Genomic DNA, 24,573 nt, shown 5'->3' with positions numbered 1-24,573 from the left:
TTCGTCCCCCTTCAGACCTTCCAGCCCGCCTCTGCGAGCGCCCGCTCGAGCAGGTCCGCCGAGCCGTCCCACGTGTATCGCTCGGCGTTGCGCCGTCCCGCCTCGACGAGCGCCGCGCGACGGCCGGCGTCCGAGGCGATCCCCAGCACCGCCTCGACGACCTGCTGCGGTTCGGCCGGGTCGCACAGCACGGCGCCCTCGCCGGCGACCTCGACCATCGGCCCGGCCCGCAGCGCGACGACCGGGCAGCCGAGCCGCTGCGCCTCGACGACCGGGATGCCGAACCCCTCGTAGAGGGAGGGGAACACGAGGGCTGTCGCGGCGCGGTAGAGCCACACCAGCTCGTCGTCCGAAAGTCGCCCGGCGAAGGTCGCCCGGGTCCAGCGTCCCTGCCCGGCGTCGGCGAAGACGCGGCTGTCGCCGCGCGCGCCGACGACGACCGAACGGATGCCGGCCTGCTCCAGGGCGTCGAGCGCCGGGGCGAGGTTCTTGTGCCGGGCGAACGTGCCGACGCAGAGCACCCACGGCGATCCCTCGTCGGGGAGCCCCTCGACGCCGGCCAGGTCGGGCCGCCTCGGCGTGAACCGGTCGACGTGGTCGCTCCCGTTCGGCACCACGCTGACGCGGTCCGGCTCGAGGCCGAGCACGGCCGCCAGCTCGCCGGCACTGAAGGAGGACACCGTGAGCACCCGCCCGGCCCGCCGGGCCAGCAGCCGGTACATCAGCCGGTACCACGTGCGGAACCCGCGGCTGTACGTCTCGCCGTGGCGGAAGGCCGAGACGTCGTGCAGGGTGGCGACCTGGTTGCGGGCGAGCACGGGAGCGGGCCCACCGAGGCTGAGCAGCAGGTGGCGACGCGCGAGCCAGGGCAGCACCAGCTGCTCGAAGACCTGCCCGGTCGCGCGTGACTCGCGCACCCGGGCGACGCCCGCGATCGGATCGGGAACGACGGTTCCCCTGGGGACGTGCACGACGACGCGCTCGCCGTGCCTGGCCGCGAGCCGGGTCACGAGCTCGAGTGCGTAGCGCTGCGTGCCGGTCGTCATCTGCGACAGGAATCTGCCGTTCACCGCCAGGACGCCGCTGCGGTGGCTCAGACTGAGGCTCGGCACCTGCCCGAATGTAGCCGTACGTCCCCCTTGGATCGGAGACCATGACCGATCGACCGCGCGTCGCGATCGCCCACGACTACCTCACCCAGCGCGGCGGCGCCGAGCGCGTCGTGCTGGCGCTGCACCGCGCGTTCCCGGACGCTCCGATCCACACCACTCTCTACGACCCTGCAGGCACCTATCCCGAGTTCCGCGACGCCCACGTCGTCGTCTCCCCCATCGACCGCCTCGCGCCGTTGCGCCGCAAGCACCGTGTCGCGCTGCCCCTGCTTCCGTATGCCGTCTCGAGACTTCGCGTCGACGCGGAGGTCGTGGTCGCATCGAGCTCCGGGTGGGCGCACGGCGTGCCGACGACGGGTCGCAAGCTCGTCTACTGCCACGCGCCTGCGCGGTGGCTCTACCAGGCCGAGGCCTACCTCGGCGGTCCCGCGAACCGGTCGCTCCGCGGTCATGGACTCACCCTGCTGAGCGGCTGGCTGCGCCGCTGGGACCGGCGCGCGGCCGCGTCGGCAGACCGCTACCTCGCGAACTCGACCGTCGTCGGCGAACGCATCACGGCGGCATACGGCATCAGGGCCGAGGTCGTGCCGCCGCCCTTCGGCGTCGATGCCGGTCAGCCGCAGCACCCCGTCGAAACGCTCGCCGGCTGGGCCGACCACCGCTACCTGCTCGTCGTCTCGCGCCTGCTGCCCTACAAGAACGTCGACGTCGCGATCGAGGCGGTGAGGGGGCTCGGTGAGCGACTCGTCGTGGTCGGCTCGGGTCCGCTCGCGGCACAGCTCAGGGCCGCAGCCCCCGACAACGTGCGCATCCTCAGCGACCTGACGGATGCCGAGCTGAGGTGGACCTACGCCCACGCGCACACGCTCCTCGCCCCCAGCCTCGAGGACTTCGGGCTCACGCCGCTCGAGGCGGCAGCCTTCGGCATGCCCACCCTCGCACTGCACGGCGGTGGCTACCTGGACACGATCGACGAGCAAGTCAACGGCACCTTCTTCGACGCGCCGACCGTCGGGGCCGTCCGTGCGGCAGTCGTCGCCAACCGCGCCAGGCGCTGGGACGCCGACGCGATCCGCGCCCACGCGGCGCAGTTCTCCGAGGCCCGTTTCCACGAACGCATGCACCAAGAGGTCGATCGCCTCCTACGATGACGCGAGCTGGACACGAGGCTGGGCGCGGGGGCGTGGTCCACCTCGCGAGGTGAGGGGGGACCATGGAGGGCTCGAGCACACCGGCACCGACGGTGGCGGCCTCGTCGAAGGCTGCCGTCGCCACGCGGCGGCTCGCCTACGTCGACACGTTGCGTGGCTTCGCCGCTCTGTGGGTGTTCCTGCTGCACATCCACGGCTACTGGCTCGACAACGTGCGACCACCGAAGCTGTCCGCTGACGGCGTGCTCGTGCGTGCCATGGGCTTCGGCGGGGCGGGGGTCGACATCTTCATCGTGCTCTCGGGCTTCTGCCTCACACTGCCGCTGATCCGCGACGGCCGCGTGCGCCGCCTCGACCCGCGTCGCTTCTTCCGCCGCCGGGCCTACCGTCTGCTGCCCGCCTACTACGCGGCGGTCGTCCTCGTCATGGGACTGGAGCTGGTCCCGCCGCTGCGCGAGCGGCTCGTCGCCAGGGACCTCTCGCCCTTCGATGCGTGGACGCACCTGACCCTGACCTTCCCGCTCTTCGGCGAGACGCTGGGGGCGGTCAACGGCTCCCTGTGGTCGATCTCGCTCGAGGCCACGCTCTACCTCGGCTTCCCGTTGCTGCTGCTGGTCCACCGGCGCTGGGGCCTGCGCGGCGTCGTGCTCACCACCGGCGTCGTGGCGCTGGCGTGGGCGGCGTTCGGTCTGTGGTGGGCCGGGCAGGGGCACCCCGCCGGGCTGATGCCGTCGACCGACAAGCTGTTCCCGGCCCGCTGGTTCCAGTTCGCTCTGGGCATGTGGGCGGCCACGCTCGTCCGGTCGCCGCGGCCTTCGCACCCTGCCCGCGCGGCGCTCGCGCTGCCCGTCGGGCTCGCCGTGGGCCTGGCCGGGTATGCCGCCGGGTGGGGTCCGGTGAGCGCGCTGGGTTTCGGGGTGGTGGCCGTCTGCCTGCTCGTGCTGCTGGCTCGCGTGCCGGCTCGCGTGTTCGAGGCGGGACCGTTGCGCTGGCTGACGGCGCTGGGTGTCATCTCGTACAGCTTCTACCTGCTGCACCAGCCGGTGCTGCTGCTCACGGCGCAGCTCGGGCGGCAGGTGGAGTGGGGCATCGGGCTGACGACGCTGCTGGCCCTCGCCGTCGCGGGCACCGCGACCGTGCTCGTGGCCGCACTCTTCTACCGCTTCATCGAGAAGCCGTTCCTCGTCAGGGGCAGCATGCGCAGCGTGGTGCGCGAGACGAGGGGCGAGTCGACTAGCGGATCGAGTTGACGACCAGCACCCAGGCGACGACCGGCGCCCCGACCGCGAGGATGATCGCGAGCACCCGCAGCGCCGCCGCGTGGGAGTAGACCTTCGCGATGACGGCCGCGGCGATGCCGACGGCGAAGACGGCGAGGGAGTAGTTCGCGAAGCGGGCGCTCAGCTCGACGATCTCGGGCGACTTGGTGATGTTGGCGATCGTGGCGGCCTTGCCGACCGGCCCCCAGGGCGCCGGCAGCGGCACCTGGGCGAGCAGGAAGGCCGCGACGCCGAGCACGTCGGTGCGCACGAAGGACGTTCGCCGCGACGACACCTGGCTGCGGCTGCGGGCCGAGGGCACGACCGTGGGGGCGGGCGGGGTGAGGGCTGGCGGCAGGGTGAGCAGCAGCCCGGGGAGGCCGGCGAGCACGGCGATGAAGCCGGCATACAGCTTCGGGCGGCCGTCGGAGGCGAAGGCGAAGACGGTGACGAGGGGCTCGGTGGCCCGCATGAGCAGCCACACCCAGACGACGAAGAGGACGGCGCCGCCGACGGCGACGGGCACGTCCGAGCCGAGACGTGAGCCGATACGTCGTCTTCGTCCTGCAACCACGGGTCCACAGTGTAAGCGGCAGTGCGAGCCGATCCTGACACCTAGACTGGCCGCAATGGACGGCACCCGCGCACGAGACACCGACCTGTTCGAACGTGACGAACGTGACGAACGCGACCAGGTCGATCCCGGCGACGGCTCCGGCGGCGGGGGCGGTGGAGGCGACGGCGGCGGCTGGGACGGCGGCTCCGGATCGGACGGTCTCCCGAACCGCCGCGAGAAGCGGCGCAACCGCAAGGTGCTGGTGGCCGCGCTCGTGCTGCTGCTCGTGCCGGTGCTCGCCGTCGGCGGCTACCTGGCGTGGCTCAACCACATCGTCACGAACAACGTCAAGCAGGAGCTGCTGCTGCCCGACTCGGCCGGCAGCGGCGCCCAGCCCACCGACAAGAACGGCGACGTGGTGGCGCAGCCGGCCGGCAACGGCACCAACTACCTCATCATCGGCAACGACGCTGGTCCCGACCGCGTCGGCGCCCGCTCCGACGTCATGGTGCTCGTCCACGTGCCCGACGACCACTCGAAGGTCACGCTCATCCACTTCCCGCGAGACCTCTACGTCTCCATCCCCGGCAAGGGCAAGAACAAGCTCAACGCCGCGTACGCATTCGGCGGGGCGCCGCTCCTCGTGACGACGATGCAGAACCTGCTCGGCGCCCGCATCGACCACGTGGCGATGCTCGGCTTCGAGGGGTTCAAGTCGATGACGGACGCGGTGGGCGGCGTCGACGTCAACGTCGAGGAGGCCTCGACGGGCGACGGCAAGGTCTTCCGCAAGGGCATGATGCACATGGACGGCGAGACCGCCCTCGTCTTCGTGCGCCAGCGCAAGCAGCTGAGCGAGGGCGACATCTCCCGCGGCCAGCGCCAGCTCGCGTTCATCAAGGGGCTCATGCTCAAGACGCTGAGCCGTGATGTGCTGACCAACCCGATCAAGCTCAAGGACTTCACCGAGGCCGCGACGAGCAACCTCACGGTCGACCAGAAGCTCGACGTCGGCACGATGCGCTCCGAGGCCTTCGCGATGCGCAACCTGCGCGGCAGCGACATCCGGTTCATCACCGCGCCGTTCACCGGCTTCGGCACGAGCCCCCAGGGCGCGTCGATCGACATCGTCGACGAGGTGAAGATGGACGAGCTGGGCAAGGCCATCCGCGAGAACGCGCTCGACACCTACAAGTAGGTATGCCGCCGGGCGTCCTGCCGCCTCGTCGCACGTGCGCTCCCGAGCAGGTATGCCGTCGGGCGGGGTTCGTCTGTCAGGCGGGCTCCCACGAGGTCAGGTCGCGTGACGACACCCACGTCTGGTCGCCTGCCACGATCCACGCGGCCGTTCCGGTGACCGAGAGGCCGACCTGACCACGCGCAACGCTCTCGCCGCGCACGCACGCGACCGGCTCGGCGCCCGAGTCGGCGACGACCCGCACGACCTGGTAGCCCGGGCACGCCGGGACGACGCGGACGGCATACGTGCTCAGCGTGCCGCTGCCGGTGAGTCGGGTGCCGAGCGCGACGGCGCCGGGCGCGCTGCCCGCGTCGGCCCAGGTCTGGCCGCCGTCGTCCGTGGCGACCACCGATCCGCTCGCGCACAGCGCCTCGGCCCGGGTGGCCGACGAGCGCGCGAGGTCGACGACCGCCGCGACCCCGCACGGGGTCGCCCGCGCCGCCCTCGGCGCGAGCACCTGTGTCGGCTCGTCGAGCCGTCGAGCCCACCCACCGCTGACGGTCGTGGGCGGGTCCCAGCGCTGGCCGGCGTCCTTGGTCGCGAACTGCCTCGGGGTGCACTCGGCGCCGGCGCCGATGACGAAGGCGCCGGACCTGCTGAGCGGCTGCACGCGGGCGACGGCGCGCGCGGGTGAGCGCAGCCGCGTCCAAGTGGCCCCACCGTCGGTGGTGACCTCGACGCGGGCTCCCCCGGCCACGCACGACCCGGCGGAGGCGCGCCACGCCGTCGTCGCGTCGAGCGCCGAGACGAGCCGGGCCACCGGCACCCCCGCGGGCGCGGCCGACGGCCCGCTGGGCGCCGACGTGGTCGAGGTCGTCGATGAGCCTGTCGGCGCGGGCGTCGTCGGGGTCGGCAGGATGGTCGTCGTGGCCACGGGCGTGGTGAGGGTCGTGGTCACGGTCGTGGCGACCTGAGGCGAGGCGGTCGGCGCGTCACGACCCGACCGCAGCGCCATGAAGACGAGGCCGATGTCGATGGCGAGAAACGCCACGAGCCCGACCGCGGCCACCCGTCTGTGCATAGCTCGAACTCCCCCTCCACCGCACGAGGCGGCACGACGTCCCCTTCCCCCGGGGACATGTTAGGGGCGAATCGCCTTGCGACAAGGGCCTGTCCGGCATCGAGTCAGGCTTCGAGTCAGATGGACGGCGGTCGCAGCGCGTCGGCGACGACGCTGATCTGCGACTCGATTTCGTGCGACATCCGGTCATATGCCTCAGGCCCGCGCCCGTATGGGTCGTAGATGTCCGCTTCGTCCGCCGTGCGTGCCGGGTTGAGCCCGCGACGGCCCCGGGCGACGTCGGCGACGACCGCGGCCCACGGCACACCTTCTGGGGCCGACCGGGCCTCGGCTGCGAGGTCGGCGCCGCGCACGAGGTCGGCGAGCTCGCCGAGCGTGAAGGTCTTGCGCAGGGCCCGCGGGTGCAGCGCGACGGCGTCCCCGCGGTGCTGCTGGGTGGCGGTGATGACGATGTCGGCCTCGTCGAGCATCGCGGGCACGAGCTGGCGCGAGGCGAAGCCGGCCGCGTCGGCGCCGACGGCCGTGAGGACCGCCGACGAGCCGGGCTCGAGGTCGGAGCCGACGAGGGCCCGCGTGCCGGCGCTCTCGACGACGGCGTCGGTGCCGGCGAGGAGCTGGCGCAGGCGGCGCTCGATGTAGGGCGAGCGGCAGACGTTGCCGGTGCAGATGACGAGGATCCGCCCCACGCTCGCCGGGCTGGCCGGGCCCTGCAGGCTCACCGGCCGGCCCGCACGAGTTGCGCGGTGAAGGCGTGGCACGCCTCGAGCGTCGGGAGCAGCCCGGCAGTGACGGCGTCGTCGAGGCTGGGAGCGGCGGCATCCTTCGGCGAGATGATAGGCGTACTGCCGGCCGGCAGGTCGAGGGCGACCTGCGGGTCGAGCGGGTCGATGCCGCCGTCGGTGGCGGGATTGAACACCTCGGAGCAGAGGTAGACGGCGGTGCCGTCCTCGACGCAGGCGAGCGCGTGGCCGAGGCCCTCGGCGACGTAGACCGAGCGCCGGTCGACGGTGTCGAGGAGCACGGAGTCCCACTCGCCGAAGGTGGGTGAGCCGACGCGCAGGTCGACGACGAAGTCGACGAACACGCCGCTCGTGGCGGTCACGTACTTCGCCTGCGAGGGCGGCACGCTCGCGAAATGGATGCCGCGGAGGGCGCCGGCCCGCGAGACGGAGATGTTGGTCTGCCGCACGGTCATCTCGTGCCCGAGCACCTCGGCCAGGTGGTCGGCCCGGAAGCCCTCGGCGAACAGACCGCGGGCGTCGGGGAACTGCCGCGGAGTCACCTCGTAAGCGCCGGCGATGCGCAGCGGTCGGATGTCCATCAGGTCTCGGCCCTCACGTGTCGTCCCTGCCCTCGGCGATGAGCCCGTGCAGGTAGAGACCGTAGCCGCTCTTGGCCAAGGCGTCGGCGTGGGCCCCCAGCTCGGCGTCGTCGAGCCAGCCGTTGCGCCAGGCGACCTCCTCGACGCAGCCGACCTTCTGGCCCTGCCGGGCCTCGACGACGCTGACGAACTGGCTCGCCTCGATGAGGCCACTAAAGGTGCCGGTGTCGAACCATGCCGTACCCCGCGGTAGAACGCTGACGTGCAACGTCCCCCGCCGCAGGTACTCGGCGTTGACCGCCGTGATCTCGAGCTCGCCCCGCTTGCTTGGGGTCAGCCCGCGAGCGATGTCGACGACGTCGTTGTCGTAGAAGTAGAGGCCGGGGACGGCATAGCTCGACTTGGGGCGTTCCGGCTTCTCCTCGATGGAGATGACGTTGCCGTCCGGGTCGAACTCGACGACGCCGTAGGCCGTCGGGTCGGCCACGCGGTAGGCGAAGACGTGCCCGCCGACGATGCTGGTGTTGTCAGCGAGCCGGGTGCCGAGGCCGGGGCCGAAGAAAATGTTGTCGCCGAGCACGAGCGCGACGCCGTCGTCGCCGATGAAGTCGGCGCCGATCACGAAAGCCTGGGCCAAGCCGTCAGGGCTCGGCTGGACGGCATACGTGATGCTCATCCCCCACTGGCATCCGTCGCGGAGCAGTCGGCTGAACTGCTCCGCGTCATCGGGGGTGGTGATGACCAGGACCTCACGGATGCCGGCCATCATGAGGGTGGACAACGGGTAGTAGATCATCGGCTTGTCGTAGACCGGCATGAGCTGTTTGCTGATGCCAAGCGTGATCGGGTGCAGCCGGCTGCCGGTGCCCCCGGCGAGGATGATCCCCTTCATGCAGCGCAGCGTAGGCGCCGGGCTGCGGCCAGACCGGGCAAACGGCTCAGGCGGTGGCGCGCCAACCGGTGAGGTCGGCGCCCGAGCGCCACGTCGCGTCGGCGACGGTCAGCCAACCGTCCGTCTCGACGACGCTGAGCGACACGCGCCCGTCGGAGAGGTCGGCGTCGGTCTCGACGCAGGCGACTCTCGTCGTGATTAGGCCGATGACGCGGGTGACCTCGACGCCCTTGCACTGATCGGTCGTGCGGGCGACGTAAGCGGTCGGGCCCGCCTTCTCGGAGCGCATTGCCCTGGCGTTGGTGGCGTACGCCCCTACGGCGCAGTCGGGGCGGGCAGCGACGATAAAGCCGCGGCCGGTCTCCGTCTGCTGGACGCGTCCGAGGGCAGGCGGCGCGCCTCGTCCACGTCTTGCCGCCGTCGCTGGTCGTCTGGAAGGCGGCGCCGCCTGCGGCGCAGGTGCCGAGCACAGCGCGCCACGCGCGCTTGTCTCTGGCCGCTACCATGACCTCGATCAGCGGCTGAGTAGCGACCTTCCTCGCCGGCTCGACTGTCGGCGACTGTCTGCCCACAGACGTGATCGGCGCAGCGGTCGGGGCGGCCACAGCCCTCGTCGGGCCGGAAGGCGAACGCCACGAGGACGGCATCGACGAGAGGGCCAGTTCGTGGAACCCAGGACTTAACTAGGAGATCATCAAGCGAATGTAGAGTTCACCTTCAAGTGGCCTCTTATCCGGGACTATCGCGAGTCATGCTCAGATGGGCGGCCCCGCCCGTCGACCCATACCGCGGTAGTGCCAACCGGCATCGGTCCACCTCTGAGGGTTCAACACGTTCCGACCGTCGATGACCCGCGGCGTGGCGACGAGCGACTTGGCACGAGCGGGGTCGATCGCGACATACTCCTTCCAGGCCGTGAGCAGCATGACGAGGTCGGCGCCGTAGAGCGCCTCGTCGGCGGTGTCGACGATCTGGAGGTCGGGCCGCAGCGCACGCACGGCGTCCGCGCCCGCCGGGTCGGTGGCCACGACGTTGGCGCCTCGACCCCAGAGGCGTCCGGCGATGTCGAGGGCGGGCGAGTCCCGCACGTCGTCGCTGTCCGGCTTAAACGTAAGGCCCAGCACCGCCACCTTGACGCCGACCAGCCGGCCGCCCGCCATGGTGCTGGCCAGCTCGACGGCGTGGTCGCGGCGCCGCATGTTGATGGAGTCGACCTCGCGCAGGAAGGTGAGCGACTGGTCGACACCGAGCTCGCCGGCGCGCGCCATGAAGGCGCGGATGTCCTTGGGCAGGCAGCCGCCGCCGAAGCCGATGCCGGCCTGGAGGAACTGTGAGCCGATCCGGTCGTCGTGGCCGATGGCCTCGGCGAGGCGTGACACGTCGGCGCCCGAGGCGTCGCACAGCTCGGCCATGGAGTTGATGAACGAGATCTTCGTCGCGAGGAACGAGTTGGCCGCGACCTTGACCAGCTCGGCCGTCGGGTAGTTCACGAGAAGGCGTGGGATCCCAGCCTGGATGATCGGGGCGTAGACGTCGTCGAGGACGGTCCGCGCGACGTCGCCCGCGTCTCGGTCGTCGGGCAGTCCGTAGACGACGCGGTCAGGGGCCAGCGTGTCCTGGACGGCAAATCCCTCTCGGAGGAACTCGGGGTTCCAGACCACCACGGCGTCGAGGCCGGCCGCGGCGACGCGGTCGGCGATGGCTTGCGCTGTGCCGACGGGCACCGTCGACTTGCCGACGATGACGAGCGGCCCGTCAGGCTGCGGACGGGCGTGGGTGAGGATGTCGTCGACGGCGGTCCACACATAGCTGAGGTCTGCGGCATAGCTGCCGCCGCGTTGCGGCGTGCCGACGGCGATGAAGTGCACGCGCGCCCGTCCCAGCGCCGACTTGTCGGTGGTAAACGTCAGGTCGCCGCTGTCGACGCCCTTGCGCAGCAGGGGCTCGAGACCGGGCTCGTGGAACGACGGGACGCCCGCAGCCAGCTTGCCCACCTTGTCGGCGTCGACGTCGACGCCCACCACCTCGTGGCCGAAGTCAGCCATGCTCGCGGCGTGGACCGCTCCGAGATACCCGCATCCGATGACTGAGAGCTTCACGCCCGGCAGCATATCGAGGCTCGTGGCGCGGTTTTCCGGGGATGCGATGCCCGATTGGTAGCCTCGGCTGCGTGCGTGTGCTTGTCACCGGCGGTGCCGGATTCATCGGTTCTAACTTCGTCCTGCGCGCGCGCGAGACCCGTCCCGACTGGGCGATGACCGCGCTCGATGCCATGACGTATGCCGCCAACCGCGACTCCCTCGCGCCAGTCCTGGCCGATCTGGGCGGCGATGGGTCGGTGCAGCTCGTCGAAGGCTCCGTCGCCGATGCAGACCTCGTCGACAGGCTGGTCGCCGACCACGATGTCGTCGTCCACTTCGCCGCGGAGTCGCACAACGACAACAGCCTCGACAGCCCGTGGCCGTTCGTCGAGAGCAACGTCGTCGGCACCTTCACGCTGCTCGAGGCGATCCGTCGGCATGGCAAGCGGCTGCACCACATCTCGACCGACGAGGTGTACGGCGACCTCGAACTCGATGACCCGGAGCGGTTCACCGAGGCGACACCCGTCAACCCGTCGAGCCCCTACTCCGCCACCAAGGCGGGCGCCGACCTGCTCGTGCGCGCGTGGATCCGTTCCTTCGGCATCCAGGCGACGGTGAGCAACTGCTCGAACAACTACGGCCCACGCCAGCACGTCGAGAAGTTCATCCCGCGCCAGATCACCAACATCCTCCAGGGCATCCGACCAAAGCTCTACGGCTCCAGCCTCAACGTGCGCGACTGGATCCACGTCGACGACCACAACGACGCCGTCGTCGCGATCCTCGAGCAGGGCCGCCTCGGTGAGACCTACCTCATCGGCGCCGACGGGGAGCGCAACAACCTCGACATCGTGCGCCTCCTGCTCGAGATCATGGACAAGCCCGCCGACTGGTTCGACCACGTCGACGACCGTCCGGGCCACGACCTCCGCTACGCCATCGACTCCTCGAAGCTGCGCGCCGAGACCGACTGGGTGCCGCGCTACGGCGACCTGCGCGCAGGGCTCGAGGCGATCGTGGACTGGTACCGCACCAACGAGGGCTGGTGGTCCACCGCGAAGGTCGAGGCCGAGCGCACCTACGCACGCCTGGGCCGATGAGCGACGCCGGCGCCGGTCGCGCACTCGTGACCGGGGCCGGAGGGCTGCTCGCGCACGATCTTGTCCCTGGCTTGAAGCAGGCGGGATGGGTCGTAACTGCTCTGGGCCGGGCGGACCTCGACATCACCGATCCAGCCCAGTGCCTAGCCGCAATCGAGGGTCACGACCTCGTCGTCAATACGGCCGCCTACACCGCCGTTGACGCCGCAGAGACGGACGAGGCCGCGGCCTTCGCCGTCAATGCGGTCGGCGCCGCCAACGTGGCGAGAGCCTGCTCCCGGGCCGGAGCGCGCGTCGTCCACCTCTCGACGGACTACGTCTTCGACGGCACCGCCACCGAGCCGTATGCCGTCGACCACCCGGTGGCTCCGCGTTCTGCCTACGGTCGCACGAAGGCTGCTGGGGAATGGGCGGTGCGCGCACTCCAGCCCGACTCGTGGATCGTCCGGACCGCGTGGCTCTACGGCGCCGGCGGTCCGAACTTCGTCGCCACGATGCTCACGCTCGCTGCGCAGCGCGACACGCTGTCGGTCGTCGACGACCAGGTCGGCCAGCCCACCTGGACCGCCGACGTCGCCGAGCTCATTGTCCAGCTGCTGGCTGTCGACGCACCCTTCGGCACCTACCACGCCACCGCAAGTGGCTCGACGACCTGGCACAGGCTGGCGCGGGCCGTTTTCGACGCCAGCGGTCTCGATGCGGCGCGGGTCGAGCCGACGACGACGGCCGCGTTCCCGCGCCCGGCGGCGCGACCGGCCTACGGCGTGCTGGCGCACAATTCGCTCGTCGCCGCCCGCGTTGCCCCCATCGGTGACTGGCGAGACCGCCTTGACGCCTACCTGGCGCACGCGGCGGTCAACTGACGTGCGTAAGCGCGCGACGACCGCCGTCACGGTCGTGCTCGCTCTCGCGTTGCTCGCGTGGCGGCTGCCCCTCGGGGCCAGCACCGACGACGATGCCCACGTCGTCACCCTCGCGCTGCGGCTGGCACGGGGGGACATCGCCTTCGGTGACGAGATGAACCTCCAGGTGACCGGAGCCTTCCTGGCAGTGCCGTTCGTCTGGGTCTGGGACCACATGGTCGGGCCGACCGGCATTGCGCTCGCGGCCCGGGTCTGGTTCGTCGTCGTGGCTCTCGCCGTCGGCGCCGTCACGGTTCGCGGTCTGCGGACGCGGTATGCCGCGTGGCCGGCGACCGCGGCCACCGTCGCTGCGCTGCTCGGCCTTCCGTACCAGCTGCCACTCCTCAGCTACGCGTCGGTCCCGGTGCTCGCTCTCGTGCTGGCGACCGCTGCCGGCATCGCCCTGAGGGAGACGCGGTCGACCCGCTGGGCGGTGACGCTGGGTCTCACCTCGGCCGCCGGCGCAATCGCCAGCCCCCAGCTCACCCCGGCCTTCGCGCTCGCCCTGCTCACCGCACTGGCGCGCGTGCCCGACCGACGAGCGCGAGTGACGACCAGCATCGCCGCGCTGACCCTCGGGACGGCGGTCTCGACGCTCGTGCTGCTCTCCGCCGGCCCGACAGCTGTGGCAGAGTCGCTGCGCTTCCTGCTCGACAGCCGGGGCAGTGGCGAGCTGTCCGGGATCTCCAGGGCGGGTCGCGCGCTCGGCACCTACGAGGGGCTGCGGTTTCCGCTCTACTGGCCGCTCCTCGTGTGCCTGGCGCTCTCGCTGCTGGGCGTGTGGCGCGCCCAGTGGCGGGCAGTTGGGCTCGCCGCGAGTGCGGCTGCCGTCCTCTGGGTCGCGGGAGTCAGCGCCCTGGCCGCAACCGGCGTGCTGCCGCAGCTCTGGTTCGGCAATACGGCGGCTGCGCTCGAGTCCCTCATGGTCTTGGTGCTGACCGTGCCGGTCGCGGCCGAGCGGCGCTGGCGGCGCGTGCCCGGCGCAGCCGGCGAGCTCATCGCGGCCCTGCTCCCCGCCGTCGTCGCTGCCGCAATCGTCGCCGCCACGACGAACTCCGGACCGGAGTACTCCGTGCACGGGGCCACCCTGGCTGGATTGTTCCTGGTCCTCGTCTGCCAGTGGTCAGTGGCCGTCGTCTCCCTTCCCCCGTTGCCGGCCGCGGTGTCGGCAGTGCCCGCGGCAGGCATGGCACTCGTGCTGCTGGTCCTGCCCTTCGGGGGCGCGAGCTCGCTGGCGGTCGACACTCGCCTCACGTCCGGTCCGTGGGCAGGACTCGTCACCACGAGCAGCAAGGCAGTGACGCTGTCCGCGGTCGGGACGGCGGTCGAGGGCGCCACGCGAGGCGGACGGTCCATCCTCGTGCTCGGCGCCTCGGGCGCCTACCTCGCCGCCCGCGGGCCCATCGCCACCCCGTCCGTATGGCTGGACCAGCGTCCTGGTAACGAACGAGCGCTCCAGTGGTTCACCCGCACCGGCACGCGCCCCGACGTCGTGCTCATCATGGCCCGCACCGAGCAAGCGGCCGGTGGCAGCAGGGCATGGTCGGCCCGCGACCCGCTGCGAGCGTGGGTCGATGACGCCTATAGGCCGGTCCGCGTCATCGAAGGGGTCGGGACCGAGTACGCCCGGCGCTGACGCGCGCCGCCACGCGTTCCCCCGTGTGGACGTGGAGGCGCACTACGCTGCGAGCACCGGGAGACTCCCGGGCGGAAGACGTCGACGTCCTGGTGGAGGAGCCCGATGTACACCCCCAAGCTGAGCTCACGACTCGCGGTCGAGGCCCTCGGGACGTTCTGGCTGGTCTTCATCGGCTGCGGCTCGGCGATCTTCAACGCGAAGTTCGCAGTCCAAGGCCTCAGCGGGCAGCCGGTCCAGCTCGGCATCGGGCACCTGGGCGTCGCGATCGCCTTCGGACTCGCGGTCACGACCATGGCGTATGCCGTCGGGCACGTCTCCGGCGCGCACTTCAACCCCGCAGTGACCATCGGCATCGCCATCGCGAAGCGCTTCGAGTGGCGTGAGGTGCCCGCGTATGTCGGCGCCCAGCTCGTGGGCGGCCTCCTCGCCGGTGGCGCGCTCGCCGGCCTCGTGTCCTCGAAGGGCTTGCCGACGACCGGCAACCTGGCCGCAAACGGCTACGGCAGCCACTCCCCTGGCGGCTTCGGCCTCGGCGGCGTGCTCGTCGTCGAGGCGCTCGTGACCGCCTTCTTCGTCTACATCATCCTGGGCGCGACCAAGGACGACGCACCGAAGGGCTTCGCGCCGCTCGCCATCGGCTTCGGACTGCTGCTGGCCCACCTGGTCGCCATCCCGATCAGCAACGCCTCGATCAACCCGGCCCGCTCCACCGCCGTCGCCTTCTTCAACGGGAACGGCGCCGTCGGCCAGCTGTGGGTGTTCTGGGTGGCTCCGATCGTCGGCGGCCTCATCGCCGGCACGACCTACGCGTGGATCACGGGCGAGCAGCGAGAGCACCTCGACATCAGCGGTTCCACCGACACCGTCTCCAACGCCGCCGTCGACGACCAGGGACGCCCGATCCTCGACGACTGAACCGACGCTCAGACCTTTGCCGCGAACATCCCGAGCCGCCCGGTCGCGAGCCCCGGGAACACAGTGGTGGACGAGAGCTTTGCGCGCTGCTCGAGGGCTTCCGCGAGGACGGTGCGGTATTCGGTAGTGCCGGCGAGGTCACCGTCGACGAGGTTGGCCGTCGCCAGCCCCGGCCAGCGACCGTAGACCCTGCCGCCGCGCACGCCCCCACCCATGACGAGGGACACGTTGCCGTGCCCGTGGTCCAGGCCGCCTGAGGCGTTCTCCGCGACGCGGCGCCCGAACTCGCTCAGCGTCACGAGCGTGACGTCAGCCATCTTGGGCCCGAGATCCTGGTTGAAGGCGCCGAGGGCCTGGCCGAGCTCGGTCAGCTGCCGGAACATCCAGCCGGAATCGCTCGCGCCGAGGCCCGTGTGCATGTCCCAGTTGCCGACGTCGATCGTGGCCGCACGCAGCCCGATGCCGGCCTTGATGAGCCTCGCCAGATCACGCAGCGCGTCGCCGACCGCTCCCTTGGGGTAGACGGCGCCACTGGCCGGCACATAGCCCGCCGCCTTCAGGCCGGACATCGTGGAGACAGCCGCCATGGCAGCCTTCGCGGGAGCCGCAAGGGCGGGTGCCGCACCGGCATACAGGGCGTTCATGGCCGTGGCCCACCGAGCCTCCTCGGTGGCAGTGCCGGCACCCGAGAGCACGAAGCTGTCGACGGACCGCACTGCCAGTTCCGGGCTGGGCCCGATCATCGACGGCGGGGTCGTCGCGGCGCCGACGGCTGTCGAGCCGAAGGTGGAGACGGGGCCGGTGAGGCCGATCATCCGGTCGAGCCAGCCGGTGCGGATGGTGGAGCCGGGTGCAGCGTTCTCCATCGTGGCCATCGCCTCGAAGTGCGAACGCGTGGGGTTCACCTGACCGACGGCGTGCACGGCGGCGAGGCCGCCTGAGTCCCAGATCGGCTTGAGCGGAGCGAGCGCCGGGTGGAGCCCGAACATCGCATCGAGCTTGATGGCACGTGACGCCGGGATCGCGATCGAGGGCCTGGCGGCGAAGTACGCCGGGTCACCGACCGGCGCCACGGCAGACAGGCCGTCGAAGCCACCTCGCAGGCTCAGGACCACGATGGTGTCGCCCGTGTACGAGTCGCCGGCGAAGGCGAGCTGCGTCGCCGCGCTCGGGCCGGCGACGCCGACCACGGCTCCGAGCGCTCCGAGAGCCCCGGCGCCCGCGAGCAGGGTGCGCCGCGACACCATCGACGCTGCGGCCTGCCCCTGCGGGCAGCTGCATTCCGGCACGCCGGTGCCGGCGGCTGGGATGAACGAAGTGGTCATGGTGGTCCTCAACGGGTCGCGAAGTTCGGGGAGTCGAGCATGAGCGCCACGAGGTACGGCAGTCGCCAGGTCACCGCGGCCGCTCCCGCCGTGAGCGCGTCGGTGGGCGCGTGGTCGACGAAACGGCAGATGGCGTCGCGCTGGGTCGTGCTCAGCGTGATGAGCAGCTTCGCCGCGAGCGCGTCGACGAGGGCGGCATACGTCGTCGGGAGTGGCGAAGGCACCCAGGTGGCGAGGGCGGGACGCGTCATCGTCGTCAGAGACCAGTTGCCGGTGAGCCCGAGGTGGAAGTTCCAGCGATTGACCATCCCGGAAGCACCACCCCAGGCGGCGGCCACGTCGGGGTAGCCGTTCGGGGCCGGCCAGCCCATCGGTGCCTGTCCGAAGGTTCCAGTCAGCCACAGGAGGCTCCGCAGCTCGCTCTTCCCAGGTGCCGGAACGGGCTCCGGCGTGAGCCCCATGATCCGGATGCTGGCGAGCGCATCCTCGTAGGGCGTCCTGACCTTCTGACCGATCGAGGCAGCGAACTCAGGCGACAGGAAGAGGACGCGCAGGACCGGCGCGATCGCGGTCCCGTTGGCCAGATAGGCCTGCGCCAATTTGCTGACGAGGGTCGCGGGCGGTGCGTCCGACACGTAGCGGATGGCCAGCTTGGTCGCGATCCGGTTGGCCGTGGCCGGATGGGTGGCGAGGTAGTTGAGGTAGGACGTCGCGACGGCGTCACCGCCCTCGGGAGAGGTGTTGGCGTGGGTCCAGCCCATCACCTTCACGGCCCCGACGAACCGTCGCTGCGGCTTGTAGGAGTACAGGCCCGACTCGGAGTCGACGCTCAAGCCGGTGAGGGCGAGCGCCGACTGCTTGACGTCGGCCTCCGTGTAGTTGCCGACGCCGACCGTGTGCAGCTCGAGCAGCTCGCGACCGTAGTTCTCGTTCGGAGCCTTCTTGTGGCTGTCGGAGTTGTCGAGCACCTTGAGCATCGACGGGTGCCGGGCGGCCGCGTTGAGCATGTCGGAGTACTTGCCGAGAGCGTGCTTGCGGATCACGTCCCGCTGGAACAGGTGCGCGCTGTCCCACACCTCGCTGCTCGGCACAGGGACGACGAGGTGGTTGGTCCAGAAGTCCACCGCGGTCTCGAAGACCTGCCGTCGCGAGAAGAGCGCTCGCGCGAGGTGGCCTTCGAGGAGGTCGTACATGACGTCCCACGAGCCGAACTGCGTGAGACGCTCGCGCACCTCCCAGGTCTTCCAGCCGAGTCTGGGCCAGCGCGACATCATCGCGTCCATCGCCGTGTCCGGCACCTTGGTGAGTGGCGCGAGCTGGGCGTCGAGCCAGGCCGTGGTGCCGGCAGCGCGCACCTCGGCAAGCAGAGCGGGTGTAGGGCCGAAGGTCGCCCGCCGGAGGAGGTGCAGCACGGGATCGGACGTCGTCATCGCGGCGGCCAGTGTCGGGGTCGTCGCCAAGGTGGCCGCGGACGCGGAGCTCGCTGCGGCGGACATCGCCAGGACGGTTCCGCCGCCGAGGCCCGTGAGCACGCGACGGCGCCCGGGCGCGGAGGCGGGGTGTGCGGTCATGCCGAAGACGGTACGTAGTCGTTCGTGCTGTGACTCCGTTTTCGGACATTTAGGTCATTCAGCGCGCAACGCTGCGGACGCGTCGCCACAGGGCTTCATTCGTCTGATCTGAAGCAATCACGTCAAGAAACCAACATTGAAGATATGCTCTTCATATGGCCGAGAAGAAGATGTCTCGTGGAGCGGTGGCGCTCATCGGGGACATCGTCGAGTCCCGGACCCACCGTGACCGGCAAGCACTGCACGACGCCGTCGAAGCCGCGCTGCAGCGTGCCAACACCGACGTGCCCGTCGACGACGCTGCCGTCATCACGCTGGGCGACGAGTTCCAGGGGGTCTACCCAACGCTGGGCGACGCGCTGCGGGCCAGCTTCCTCATCCGCGCCGAGCTGCACGGCACCGCCGACGTCCGCTTCGGCGTCGGTCGGGGTGCGGTCTCGACGCTCGATCCGGTCCGCGGCATCCACGACGGCCCCGCCTACTGGGCCGCCCGTGACGCCATCGTGCTCGCCGAGGAGAAGGCGGGGCGCGCGCAGACTCGAACGTCGCGGACGGCGTACCTCGCCCCCGACGAACCCCCCGAGCAGGTGGCGGCGGTGCAGGCCGCGCTCGACTGTCTGGACTTCATGGTTGGCTCGCTCTCGACCACCTCACGCCGGATCCTTGGAGGACTCATGCAGGGCCACGCTCAGCACGACCTCGCCGCCGCCGTCGGCATCAGCCCGTCGGCGGTGTCGCAGCGCGTGCGCCGCGACGGCATCGGGGTCGCGCTCGAGGCCATGACGACGCTCGGCGGCCTGCCGTGACGTGGCTGTCGATCGCCCTCGTCGGCATCGGGGTCGGCGACGTCATCCGGTCGACGTCGTGGCGGCCGGGTCGGGTCGTCGCGCACGTGATCGCGCCCGTCGCCATCGTGGCCCTCGGGCTGCTCGCCGGCATGAGCTCGTTGGCGGACTGGCTCGCACTGGCCTTCGCGGCGGCGGCGGGCGCCAGTTGGGCGGAGCTCTCGCGCCATACCCAGATGACCGGCCGGCGTGCCTTGGCCGGCCTCGCCTGCTTCGCTGTGATCGTCGTCGGGTTGCTCGCCTTTTCGGGTGCCGCCAGCCCGGCTGCCGGACCGCTCTCGACCTGGCTGCACTGGGCCGACCTGCCGGGCAACGGCTCCCTCGCCCCCGGGCGCGTGCTGCTGCTCGCGGGTCTCGCCTTCTTCAACGTCGCGACAGCCAACACCATCGTGCGGCTCGTGCTGCTCGCCATCGGCGCCCTGCGGCCCTCCGACGTCACCGATGCCAACACGGCCGCCGCGGCCGCCGCGTCGCGCGCAGGACAGCCCGCTCCCCCGACCACCGGCCAGCCCGCCGACCGCCTCAAGGGCGGCCGCCTGCTCGGGCCGATGGAGCGCCTCGTCATCCTCGGCCTCGGTCTAGCCGGCGAGTTCGGCGCAGCGGGGCTCGTCATCGCCGCCAAGGGTCTGCTCCGCTTCCCCGAGATCCAGGCGGCCGCCCGCGGCGCCAACGGCAACCCGGCCAACCCGACCGATCCGAGCGGTGCGGCATACCAAGGCGGCCCCGCCGGCATCGACGACGTCACCGAGTACTTCCTCGTCGGCAGCTTCGTCAGTTGGCTCATCGCGCTCGGCTCCCTCGCGCTGACCGCCTGAGCAGTTCGCCCCGGGAGAGCCGCGATTCCCTTGACGGAGAGATGACGGCTTCATGACGAGCTGCTGACACCGATCCGTGCTCAGCGACCGACATCTACCGAGAATTCGCTGTTCACCCGCGCTCGGCACGGCTGCTGGCTACCTTCGAGGCAGGGGATCAACGTCACGCCTGGGGGGATTCCAGTGACCATGTCGCTGCGCGCGCTGCCGTCCGACCGCTCACCGGTCCGGCACCGCCTACTGCTTCTGCTGACCGTCGTCGCGCTGTTCGTCGGGCAGGGGGTCGCGGGCTCCGCTCCGGCGCGCGCCGCCCTCACCGCTGGCGCGCCCACGGTCGCGAGCGCCCAGCCCGCCACCGCACAGCCCGCCGCCGGACAGCCCGCCGCCGCGCAGCCCGCGACCGCCTCGGGGCAGGTCAGCGCGGCCGACGGCTCCGGCCCCGTCGTTGGCGTCGTCGTCAAGGCGCTCGTCCACGGCTCCGCCGACTTCACGCCCGTCGCGACGGCGACGACGGGCTCCACCGGCTCGTGGTCGATGACCGACCTGCCGCCCGGCGACTACGACCTGCAGTTCGACGCCTCCGACACGGCCTACCTCTCACAGTGGTGGTCCGGCGCGGCGAGCCGCGACACCGCCGGCATCCTCAGCGCGAGCGCCGGAAGCACGCTCCCCGGCCTCAACGCGTCGCTGACCCGAGGCGCCACCGTCTCCGGCCGCGTCACCGATGGGGCCGGCTCACCGCTGGCCGACGTGCTCGTCACCCCGCGCGAGAAGGCCGCCGGCGCCGTCACGAGCAGCGCCGTGGCCACCGCCGCCGACGGCACCTTCACGGTGCGCGGCCTCAGCGCCGGCACCTACACCCTCGCCTTCAGCGCCGCCGGCCGCGTGTCGTGGTCCTACGGCATGAAGGCGGCCACCGACGCCCCGACCTACTTCGCCGTGGCCGAAGGCGTCGCCGTGACCGGCCGCTCGATGGCGCTCCCGGCCGGCAGCACCAGCACGCGCAGCCTCCTCGCCGCTGCCGCCGACACGACCGTCACGGTAAGCGGCCACGTGTATGCCGGATCGACCGCGACCCCGCTGGAGGGCGCCCTCGTCGTGGCCGTGGCCGCCGACTCCGACGTCTTCTCGAGTGGGTTGCTCAACACGACGACCGACGCCGCCGGCGCCTGGACGATCGCTGGCCTGCCCGCCGACGTCTACACCGTGCACGTCCTCCCGCCGAGCGCGAGCCCCTACACCGAGCAGTGGTGGAACGGCGCGCAGACACGGTCACGGGCCGCGTACGCCGTGCTACCCGGCGGCACCTCCCGCACCGCGATGGACGCCACCCTCGATCTCGCCGGTGCGATCTCCGGCCGCGTCACGACCTCGGACGGGTCGGCTGGTATCGCCGACGTCGTCGTCCAGGCCGCACCGGTCGGCACCGACACGTGGAGCTCGACCACGACCGACGTCGACGGCAACTACACGCTGGGCGGCCTCGCCCCGGCGGCCTACGTGCTGCAGTTCGACGGACAGTTCCTCGGCTTCCAGACGCCCTGGTGGTCGAGCACCTCGCCGTCCGGCGTCGCCACCCGCGACGCCGCCACACCCATCACTGTCGGCGCCGGGGCCACGGTCAGCGGCCGCGACATCACGATGGCGCAAGCCGGGTCGATCACCGGCACCGTCGTCGACCAGAGCAACGCCCCCGTGGCCGACGCCCGCGTCGACATCTGGTCGGCGGACCCCGCCGTCACCGACACCGCCTTCGCCGTCACCGACATCGGCGGCAACTTCGACTCCATGGGCCTGCCCGCGGGGCACTACATCGTGCGCGTGACCCCGCCAGCCGGGTCCGGCCTCGCCACCCAGTACTACGACACCGCCTTCTCCCCCACGACAGCCACACCGTTCGAGGTCCTCGACGGCGTCACGGGTCGTGCCGACTTCACGCTCGTGCCCGGCGGCACGCTCTCCGGGAAGGTGCTGCGGCCGGACGGCACCCCGGTGCCGGGGACCGGCAACCTCATGGTGGCGCCGGCGTCCGACCCCACCTTCAAGGACTTCCACCCCATCGCCAACGACGGCACGTTCACCGTCAGCGAGCTCGGGCCGGGCGGCTACGTCGTGTCGGCCGTCGCCGACGGCACCGTGGTCACCTACTACGGCTCCGCTGGCTCGACGACCGACGTCGGCGCAGCCACCGCCGTGTCGCTCGCGGCCGGAGGCACCGTCCCGAACCTGTCCATCAGGCTCGCTGCCGGCGCCACGATCTCGGGCCGCGTCACCGAGGGAGGAGCCGCCGCCTCCGCCGGGCAGCTCTCCGTCATCGACGTCAGCACCGGTGCGCAGCTCGGCAGCGCCGACCTCGGCGGGGGCGCCAGCTACACGGTGAGCGGCCTGCCGGCCGGCACGTACGCCGTCCTGGCCACCGGCTCCACCGGCGCCACCCGCTGGTTCGGCGACACGACGACGTGGGCCGACTCCACCCTCGTGACGCTCTCGGGCGGAGCGACCCGCACCGGCATCGACATCGCGCTCCCCGCCGCCGGAGCCGGCTCCACGCCGACGAGCACCGTGTCGGGACGCATCGTCCTGCCGCCAGGCGCCGCGACGACCGACTACAACAACCTCAGCGTGAGCCTGGAGGACGCGGCCGGCCAGTCCTACACGACGTTCAGCATCAACGCCGACGGCACCTTCGACATCCTCGACGTGCCGGACGGGACGCTGAAGGTGCACCTGGCCGACCTCACCTCGGAGCTCGTCCTCCAGGCGCCGCTGACCGTCACGGCACCGACCACCAGCCTCGAGGTGAGGACGGACGTCGGTGGCTCCGTCGTCGGCTCGCTCGTCAACGAGGCAGGCAAGCCGCTGCCCAACGTCGACGTCACCGCCTTCTACTCCCCCGGCGTCACGAGCTCGACCCTGTCCGGCGCTGACGGCACCTTCCGCATCGGCGGCCTGCTCGCCGGGCAGGTGCGCCTGCACCTCGGACCGGCCAGCCCGTATGCCGGCACGTGGGTCGGCGGCAGCCAGGCCCCGAGCAGCGGCACCGTCTACGACGTCGTGCTCGGCACGCCCACGAACGCCGGGCAGCTGACCGTGCCGCTCGGCGGCACCGTCGCGGGCACCGTCACGGCACCCGCCAACGCCCAAGGCACCGAGGTCACCATCGAGGCCCTCGACGCGAGCGGCAACATCGTCGGCGCCACCACCGTCGTCGGCACCCACGCGTACGAGCTCGCCGGACTGCTGCCCGGCACGGTCCGGGTGCGCTTCTCCGGCCACGGACTCGCCCCCCAGCTGTGGTCGGCCACCGCCGGCGGGTCAGCCTCGAACGTCGCGGTCGTCGCCGGCCAGACGCGCGCCGACGTCGACGCGACCCTTGCTCCCCCGCCCAGCGGGACGGCATCCGTGGCCGGCATCGTTACAGCGCAGGGGAACCCGGTCTCGCGTGCGATCGTCACGGTCGTCCGCACCGGCGACGGCCAGCCCGCAGGGTCGGCGACGACCAACGCCTCCGGCGGCTACCTCGTCTCGGGCCTCCCGGCCGGCGCCTACCGCATCGAGGTGGACGCGTGCCTCACCAACGGTGGCGGCGGCGCCCGCGTCGCCGGCCCGCTCTGCGTGGCCTCGACGCCGCTGCCGGTCTCGCTGACCGACGGCGAGAACCTGACGGCGCAGAACGTGGAGCTCTCGAGCGTCAACTTCTTCACGGCCGCGCCGCAGCCCACCATCAACGGCACGGTCCGTGTCGGCTCGCAGCTCAGCGTCGCGGACGGCACCTGGACCCCCACCCCGACCACGCTGGCCCACCGCTGGCTCGTCGGCGGGCTCGTCGTCTCGACCAGCGGCACGTACACGCCCGGCGTCCTCGACCAGGGCAAGACCGTGACGGTGGAGACGACCGCCACCCTCGCCGGCTACGCCCCGCGGACGACGTCGCAGACCACCCCACCGGTCGGGCCGGGTCTCCTGACGCCGGCGCCGACGCCCACCATCAGCGGCACCGCCCAGGTGGGCCTGCGCCTCACCGCGAACCCCGGCACCTGGGGGCCGCTGCCCGTCACGCTGAAGTACCAGTGGCTGCGCAACGGCGTCGCGGTCACCGGCGCCACGGCCTCGAGCTACGTGCCCACGCCGAGCGACCGCACCGCCAGGATGTCGGTCACCGTGACGGGCCTGAAGACCGGGTACAGCGCGGTCGCCCACACCTCCGCCCAGACCCTCGCCGTCGCCACCGGAGTGCTCACACCCACACCGGTCCCGAAGATCACCGGCACCGTCAAGGTCGGCTACCGCCTCACCGCGACGGCCGGCACGTGGGGTCCGCTCCCGGTGACACTGAAGTACCAGTGGCGCCGCAACGGCGTCGCCATCACCGGAGCCACGGCGTCCACCTACCTGCTCGGCGCCGGCGACCGCACCGCGAGGATGACGGTCACCGTGACCGGCATGAAGACCGGCTACACGACGGTCGCGAAGACCTCGCTCGCGACACTCGCCGTCGCGACCGGAAGCCTCACGGCCACACCGGTGCCCAGGATCACCGGCACGACCCGGGTGGGTTCCCGTCTCACCGCGACCGCCGGCACGTGGTCGCCGGCGCCGGTCACCCTGAAGTACCAGTGGCGCCGCAACGGGGTCGCCATCACCGGAGCCACGGCCTCCACCTACGTGATCGCCAGCTCGATGCGAGGCGCGCGGATCACGGTGACGGTGACCGGCGCCAAGACCGGCTACACGAGTGTGGCCCGCACGTCGACGGCGACCGCCGTCATCAGCTGAGGCGGCCCGAGCACTCGTAAGGACTGCGGAGCGGCGGTGCTGGGGGCGG

Annotated in this window: 20 protein-coding genes; 10 read left to right on the top strand and 10 right to left on the bottom strand. The window is 71.6% G+C overall.

Features of this window, described 5'->3' with window-relative positions:
• Positions 1-11 precede the first annotated feature (11 nt).
• Complete coding sequence (locus ACYVNR_RS21395; RefSeq protein ID WP_461050938.1) at positions 12-1,112, bottom strand: glycosyltransferase family 4 protein; 1,101 nt, start codon at positions 1,110-1,112, stop codon at positions 12-14.
• A gap of 41 nt (positions 1,113-1,153) precedes the next feature.
• Between ACYVNR_RS21395 and ACYVNR_RS21390 the strand changes: the two genes are divergently transcribed.
• Together ACYVNR_RS21390 and ACYVNR_RS21385 are read left to right on the top strand one after the other, a co-directional pair.
• Positions 1,154-2,263, top strand: a complete 1,110-nt coding sequence (locus tag ACYVNR_RS21390) for a glycosyltransferase (protein ID WP_461050936.1) — start codon at positions 1,154-1,156, stop codon at positions 2,261-2,263.
• A gap of 62 nt (positions 2,264-2,325) precedes the next feature.
• Complete coding sequence (locus ACYVNR_RS21385; RefSeq protein WP_461050934.1) at positions 2,326-3,513, top strand: acyltransferase family protein; 1,188 nt, start codon at positions 2,326-2,328, stop codon at positions 3,511-3,513.
• Here the strand turns inward: ACYVNR_RS21385 and ACYVNR_RS21380 are convergent.
• On the bottom strand, positions 3,497-4,096 hold the full coding sequence (locus ACYVNR_RS21380) for a hypothetical protein (protein WP_461050932.1): 600 nt from the start codon (positions 4,094-4,096) through the stop codon (positions 3,497-3,499). The genes ACYVNR_RS21385 and ACYVNR_RS21380 overlap by 17 nt on opposite strands.
• 55 nt (positions 4,097-4,151) lie before the next feature.
• Here ACYVNR_RS21380 and ACYVNR_RS21375 point away from each other — a divergent pair, with 55 nt between their 5' ends.
• Complete coding sequence (locus ACYVNR_RS21375; RefSeq protein WP_045187447.1) at positions 4,152-5,276, top strand: LCP family protein; 1,125 nt, start codon at positions 4,152-4,154, stop codon at positions 5,274-5,276.
• Positions 5,277-5,352: 76 nt separating this feature from the next.
• On the opposite strand, the gene ACYVNR_RS21370 is transcribed toward ACYVNR_RS21375, so the two are convergent.
• From ACYVNR_RS21370 to ACYVNR_RS21345, 6 genes are all read right to left on the bottom strand, one after another.
• Positions 5,353-6,339, bottom strand: a complete 987-nt coding sequence (locus ACYVNR_RS21370) for a hypothetical protein (RefSeq protein WP_461050930.1) — start codon at positions 6,337-6,339, stop codon at positions 5,353-5,355.
• Positions 6,340-6,455: 116 nt separating this feature from the next.
• On the bottom strand, positions 6,456-7,097 hold the full coding sequence (locus tag ACYVNR_RS21365; RefSeq protein ID WP_461050928.1) for an arsenate reductase/protein-tyrosine-phosphatase family protein: 642 nt from the start codon (positions 7,095-7,097) through the stop codon (positions 6,456-6,458).
• Positions 7,055-7,660 (bottom strand): dTDP-4-dehydrorhamnose 3,5-epimerase family protein, encoded by a 606-nt coding sequence (locus ACYVNR_RS21360; protein ID WP_461050926.1) that lies wholly within the window; start codon positions 7,658-7,660, stop codon positions 7,055-7,057. The genes ACYVNR_RS21365 and ACYVNR_RS21360 overlap by 43 nt, the downstream gene beginning before the upstream one ends.
• 13 nt (positions 7,661-7,673) lie before the next feature.
• Positions 7,674-8,552, bottom strand: coding sequence for a glucose-1-phosphate thymidylyltransferase RfbA (rfbA, locus tag ACYVNR_RS21355; RefSeq protein ID WP_461050924.1), 879 nt, complete (start codon positions 8,550-8,552; stop codon positions 7,674-7,676).
• 46 nt (positions 8,553-8,598) lie between these two features.
• A complete protein-coding gene (locus ACYVNR_RS21350) occupies positions 8,599-8,841 on the bottom strand; it encodes a hypothetical protein (protein ID WP_461050922.1) in 243 nt (80 codons plus the stop codon).
• A gap of 466 nt (positions 8,842-9,307) precedes the next feature.
• Entirely contained in the window at positions 9,308-10,651 is a 1,344-nt protein-coding gene (locus ACYVNR_RS21345) for a UDP-glucose dehydrogenase family protein (protein ID WP_461050920.1), read from the bottom strand.
• 71 nt (positions 10,652-10,722) lie between these two features.
• Here ACYVNR_RS21345 and rfbB point away from each other — a divergent pair, with 71 nt between their 5' ends.
• The 4 genes from rfbB (at position 10,723) to aqpZ (ending at position 15,192) form a co-directional block, all read left to right on the top strand.
• Positions 10,723-11,736, top strand: coding sequence for a dTDP-glucose 4,6-dehydratase (gene rfbB, locus ACYVNR_RS21340; protein ID WP_461050918.1), 1,014 nt, complete (start codon positions 10,723-10,725; stop codon positions 11,734-11,736).
• The gene (gene rfbD, locus ACYVNR_RS21335; RefSeq protein WP_461050916.1) at positions 11,733-12,599 is read left to right on the top strand and encodes a dTDP-4-dehydrorhamnose reductase; all 867 of its coding nucleotides are present in this window, start codon (positions 11,733-11,735) and stop codon (positions 12,597-12,599) included. The genes rfbB and rfbD overlap by 4 nt, the downstream gene beginning before the upstream one ends.
• A gap of 1 nt (position 12,600) precedes the next feature.
• A complete protein-coding gene (locus ACYVNR_RS21330; RefSeq protein WP_461050914.1) occupies positions 12,601-14,274 on the top strand; it encodes a hypothetical protein in 1,674 nt (557 codons plus the stop codon).
• Positions 14,275-14,379: 105 nt separating this feature from the next.
• Positions 14,380-15,192, top strand: a complete 813-nt coding sequence (aqpZ, locus tag ACYVNR_RS21325; RefSeq protein WP_045187468.1) for an aquaporin Z — start codon at positions 14,380-14,382, stop codon at positions 15,190-15,192.
• An 8-nt stretch (positions 15,193-15,200) separates the two neighbouring features.
• Here the strand turns inward: aqpZ and ACYVNR_RS21320 are convergent, their stop codons facing one another.
• Together ACYVNR_RS21320 and ACYVNR_RS21315 are read right to left on the bottom strand one after the other, a co-directional pair.
• Positions 15,201-16,517: a DUF1501 domain-containing protein gene (locus tag ACYVNR_RS21320; protein ID WP_461050912.1), complete on the bottom strand. Its 1,317-nt coding sequence runs from the start codon at positions 16,515-16,517 to the stop codon at positions 15,201-15,203.
• Between the two features lie 8 nt (positions 16,518-16,525).
• The gene (locus ACYVNR_RS21315) at positions 16,526-18,088 is read right to left on the bottom strand and encodes a DUF1800 domain-containing protein (RefSeq protein WP_461050910.1); all 1,563 of its coding nucleotides are present in this window, start codon (positions 18,086-18,088) and stop codon (positions 16,526-16,528) included.
• A gap of 155 nt (positions 18,089-18,243) precedes the next feature.
• On the opposite strand from ACYVNR_RS21315, the gene ACYVNR_RS21310 reads away from it, so the two are divergent.
• From ACYVNR_RS21310 to ACYVNR_RS21300, 3 genes are all read left to right on the top strand, one after another.
• Positions 18,244-18,894, top strand: a complete 651-nt coding sequence (locus ACYVNR_RS21310; protein WP_461050908.1) for a SatD family protein — start codon at positions 18,244-18,246, stop codon at positions 18,892-18,894.
• Positions 18,891-19,748 (top strand): hypothetical protein, encoded by an 858-nt coding sequence (locus ACYVNR_RS21305; RefSeq protein ID WP_045187472.1) that lies wholly within the window; start codon positions 18,891-18,893, stop codon positions 19,746-19,748. Before ACYVNR_RS21310 ends, ACYVNR_RS21305 begins: the two co-directional genes overlap by 4 nt.
• A 189-nt stretch (positions 19,749-19,937) precedes the next feature.
• The gene (locus tag ACYVNR_RS21300) at positions 19,938-24,524 is read left to right on the top strand and encodes a beta strand repeat-containing protein (protein ID WP_461050906.1); all 4,587 of its coding nucleotides are present in this window, start codon (positions 19,938-19,940) and stop codon (positions 24,522-24,524) included.
• The last annotated feature ends 49 nt before the right edge of the window (positions 24,525-24,573 follow it).

The organism is Terrabacter koreensis (genome assembly GCF_054783315.1).
The sequence above is the reverse complement of the archived record's forward strand: the minus strand, read 5'-3'. Positions and strand labels throughout refer to the sequence as shown.

Bases quoted from the DNA above. Each gene is read 5' to 3' on its own strand.
- ACYVNR_RS21390 (WP_461050936.1), top strand. From the start codon at position 1,154: ATGACCGATCGACCGCGCGTCGCGATCGCCCACGACTACCTCACCCAG.
- ACYVNR_RS21385 (WP_461050934.1), top strand. From the start codon at position 2,326: ATGGAGGGCTCGAGCACACCGGCACCGACGGTGGCGGCCTCGTCGAAG.
- ACYVNR_RS21375 (WP_045187447.1), top strand. From the start codon at position 4,152: ATGGACGGCACCCGCGCACGAGACACCGACCTGTTCGAACGTGACGAA.
- ACYVNR_RS21370 (WP_461050930.1), bottom strand. From the start codon at position 6,339: ATGCACAGACGGGTGGCCGCGGTCGGGCTCGTGGCGTTTCTCGCCATC.
- ACYVNR_RS21360 (WP_461050926.1), bottom strand. From the start codon at position 7,660: ATGGACATCCGACCGCTGCGCATCGCCGGCGCTTACGAGGTGACTCCG.
- rfbA (WP_461050924.1), bottom strand. From the start codon at position 8,552: ATGAAGGGGATCATCCTCGCCGGGGGCACCGGCAGCCGGCTGCACCCG.
- ACYVNR_RS21350 (WP_461050922.1), bottom strand. From the start codon at position 8,841: ATGCGCTCCGAGAAGGCGGGCCCGACCGCTTACGTCGCCCGCACGACC.
- rfbD (WP_461050916.1), top strand. From the start codon at position 11,733: ATGAGCGACGCCGGCGCCGGTCGCGCACTCGTGACCGGGGCCGGAGGG.
- aqpZ (WP_045187468.1), top strand. From the start codon at position 14,380: ATGTACACCCCCAAGCTGAGCTCACGACTCGCGGTCGAGGCCCTCGGG.
- ACYVNR_RS21320 (WP_461050912.1), bottom strand. From the start codon at position 16,517: ATGACCACTTCGTTCATCCCAGCCGCCGGCACCGGCGTGCCGGAATGC.
- ACYVNR_RS21315 (WP_461050910.1), bottom strand. From the start codon at position 18,088: ATGACCGCACACCCCGCCTCCGCGCCCGGGCGCCGTCGCGTGCTCACG.
- ACYVNR_RS21310 (WP_461050908.1), top strand. From the start codon at position 18,244: ATGGCCGAGAAGAAGATGTCTCGTGGAGCGGTGGCGCTCATCGGGGAC.
- ACYVNR_RS21300 (WP_461050906.1), top strand. From the start codon at position 19,938: ATGTCGCTGCGCGCGCTGCCGTCCGACCGCTCACCGGTCCGGCACCGC.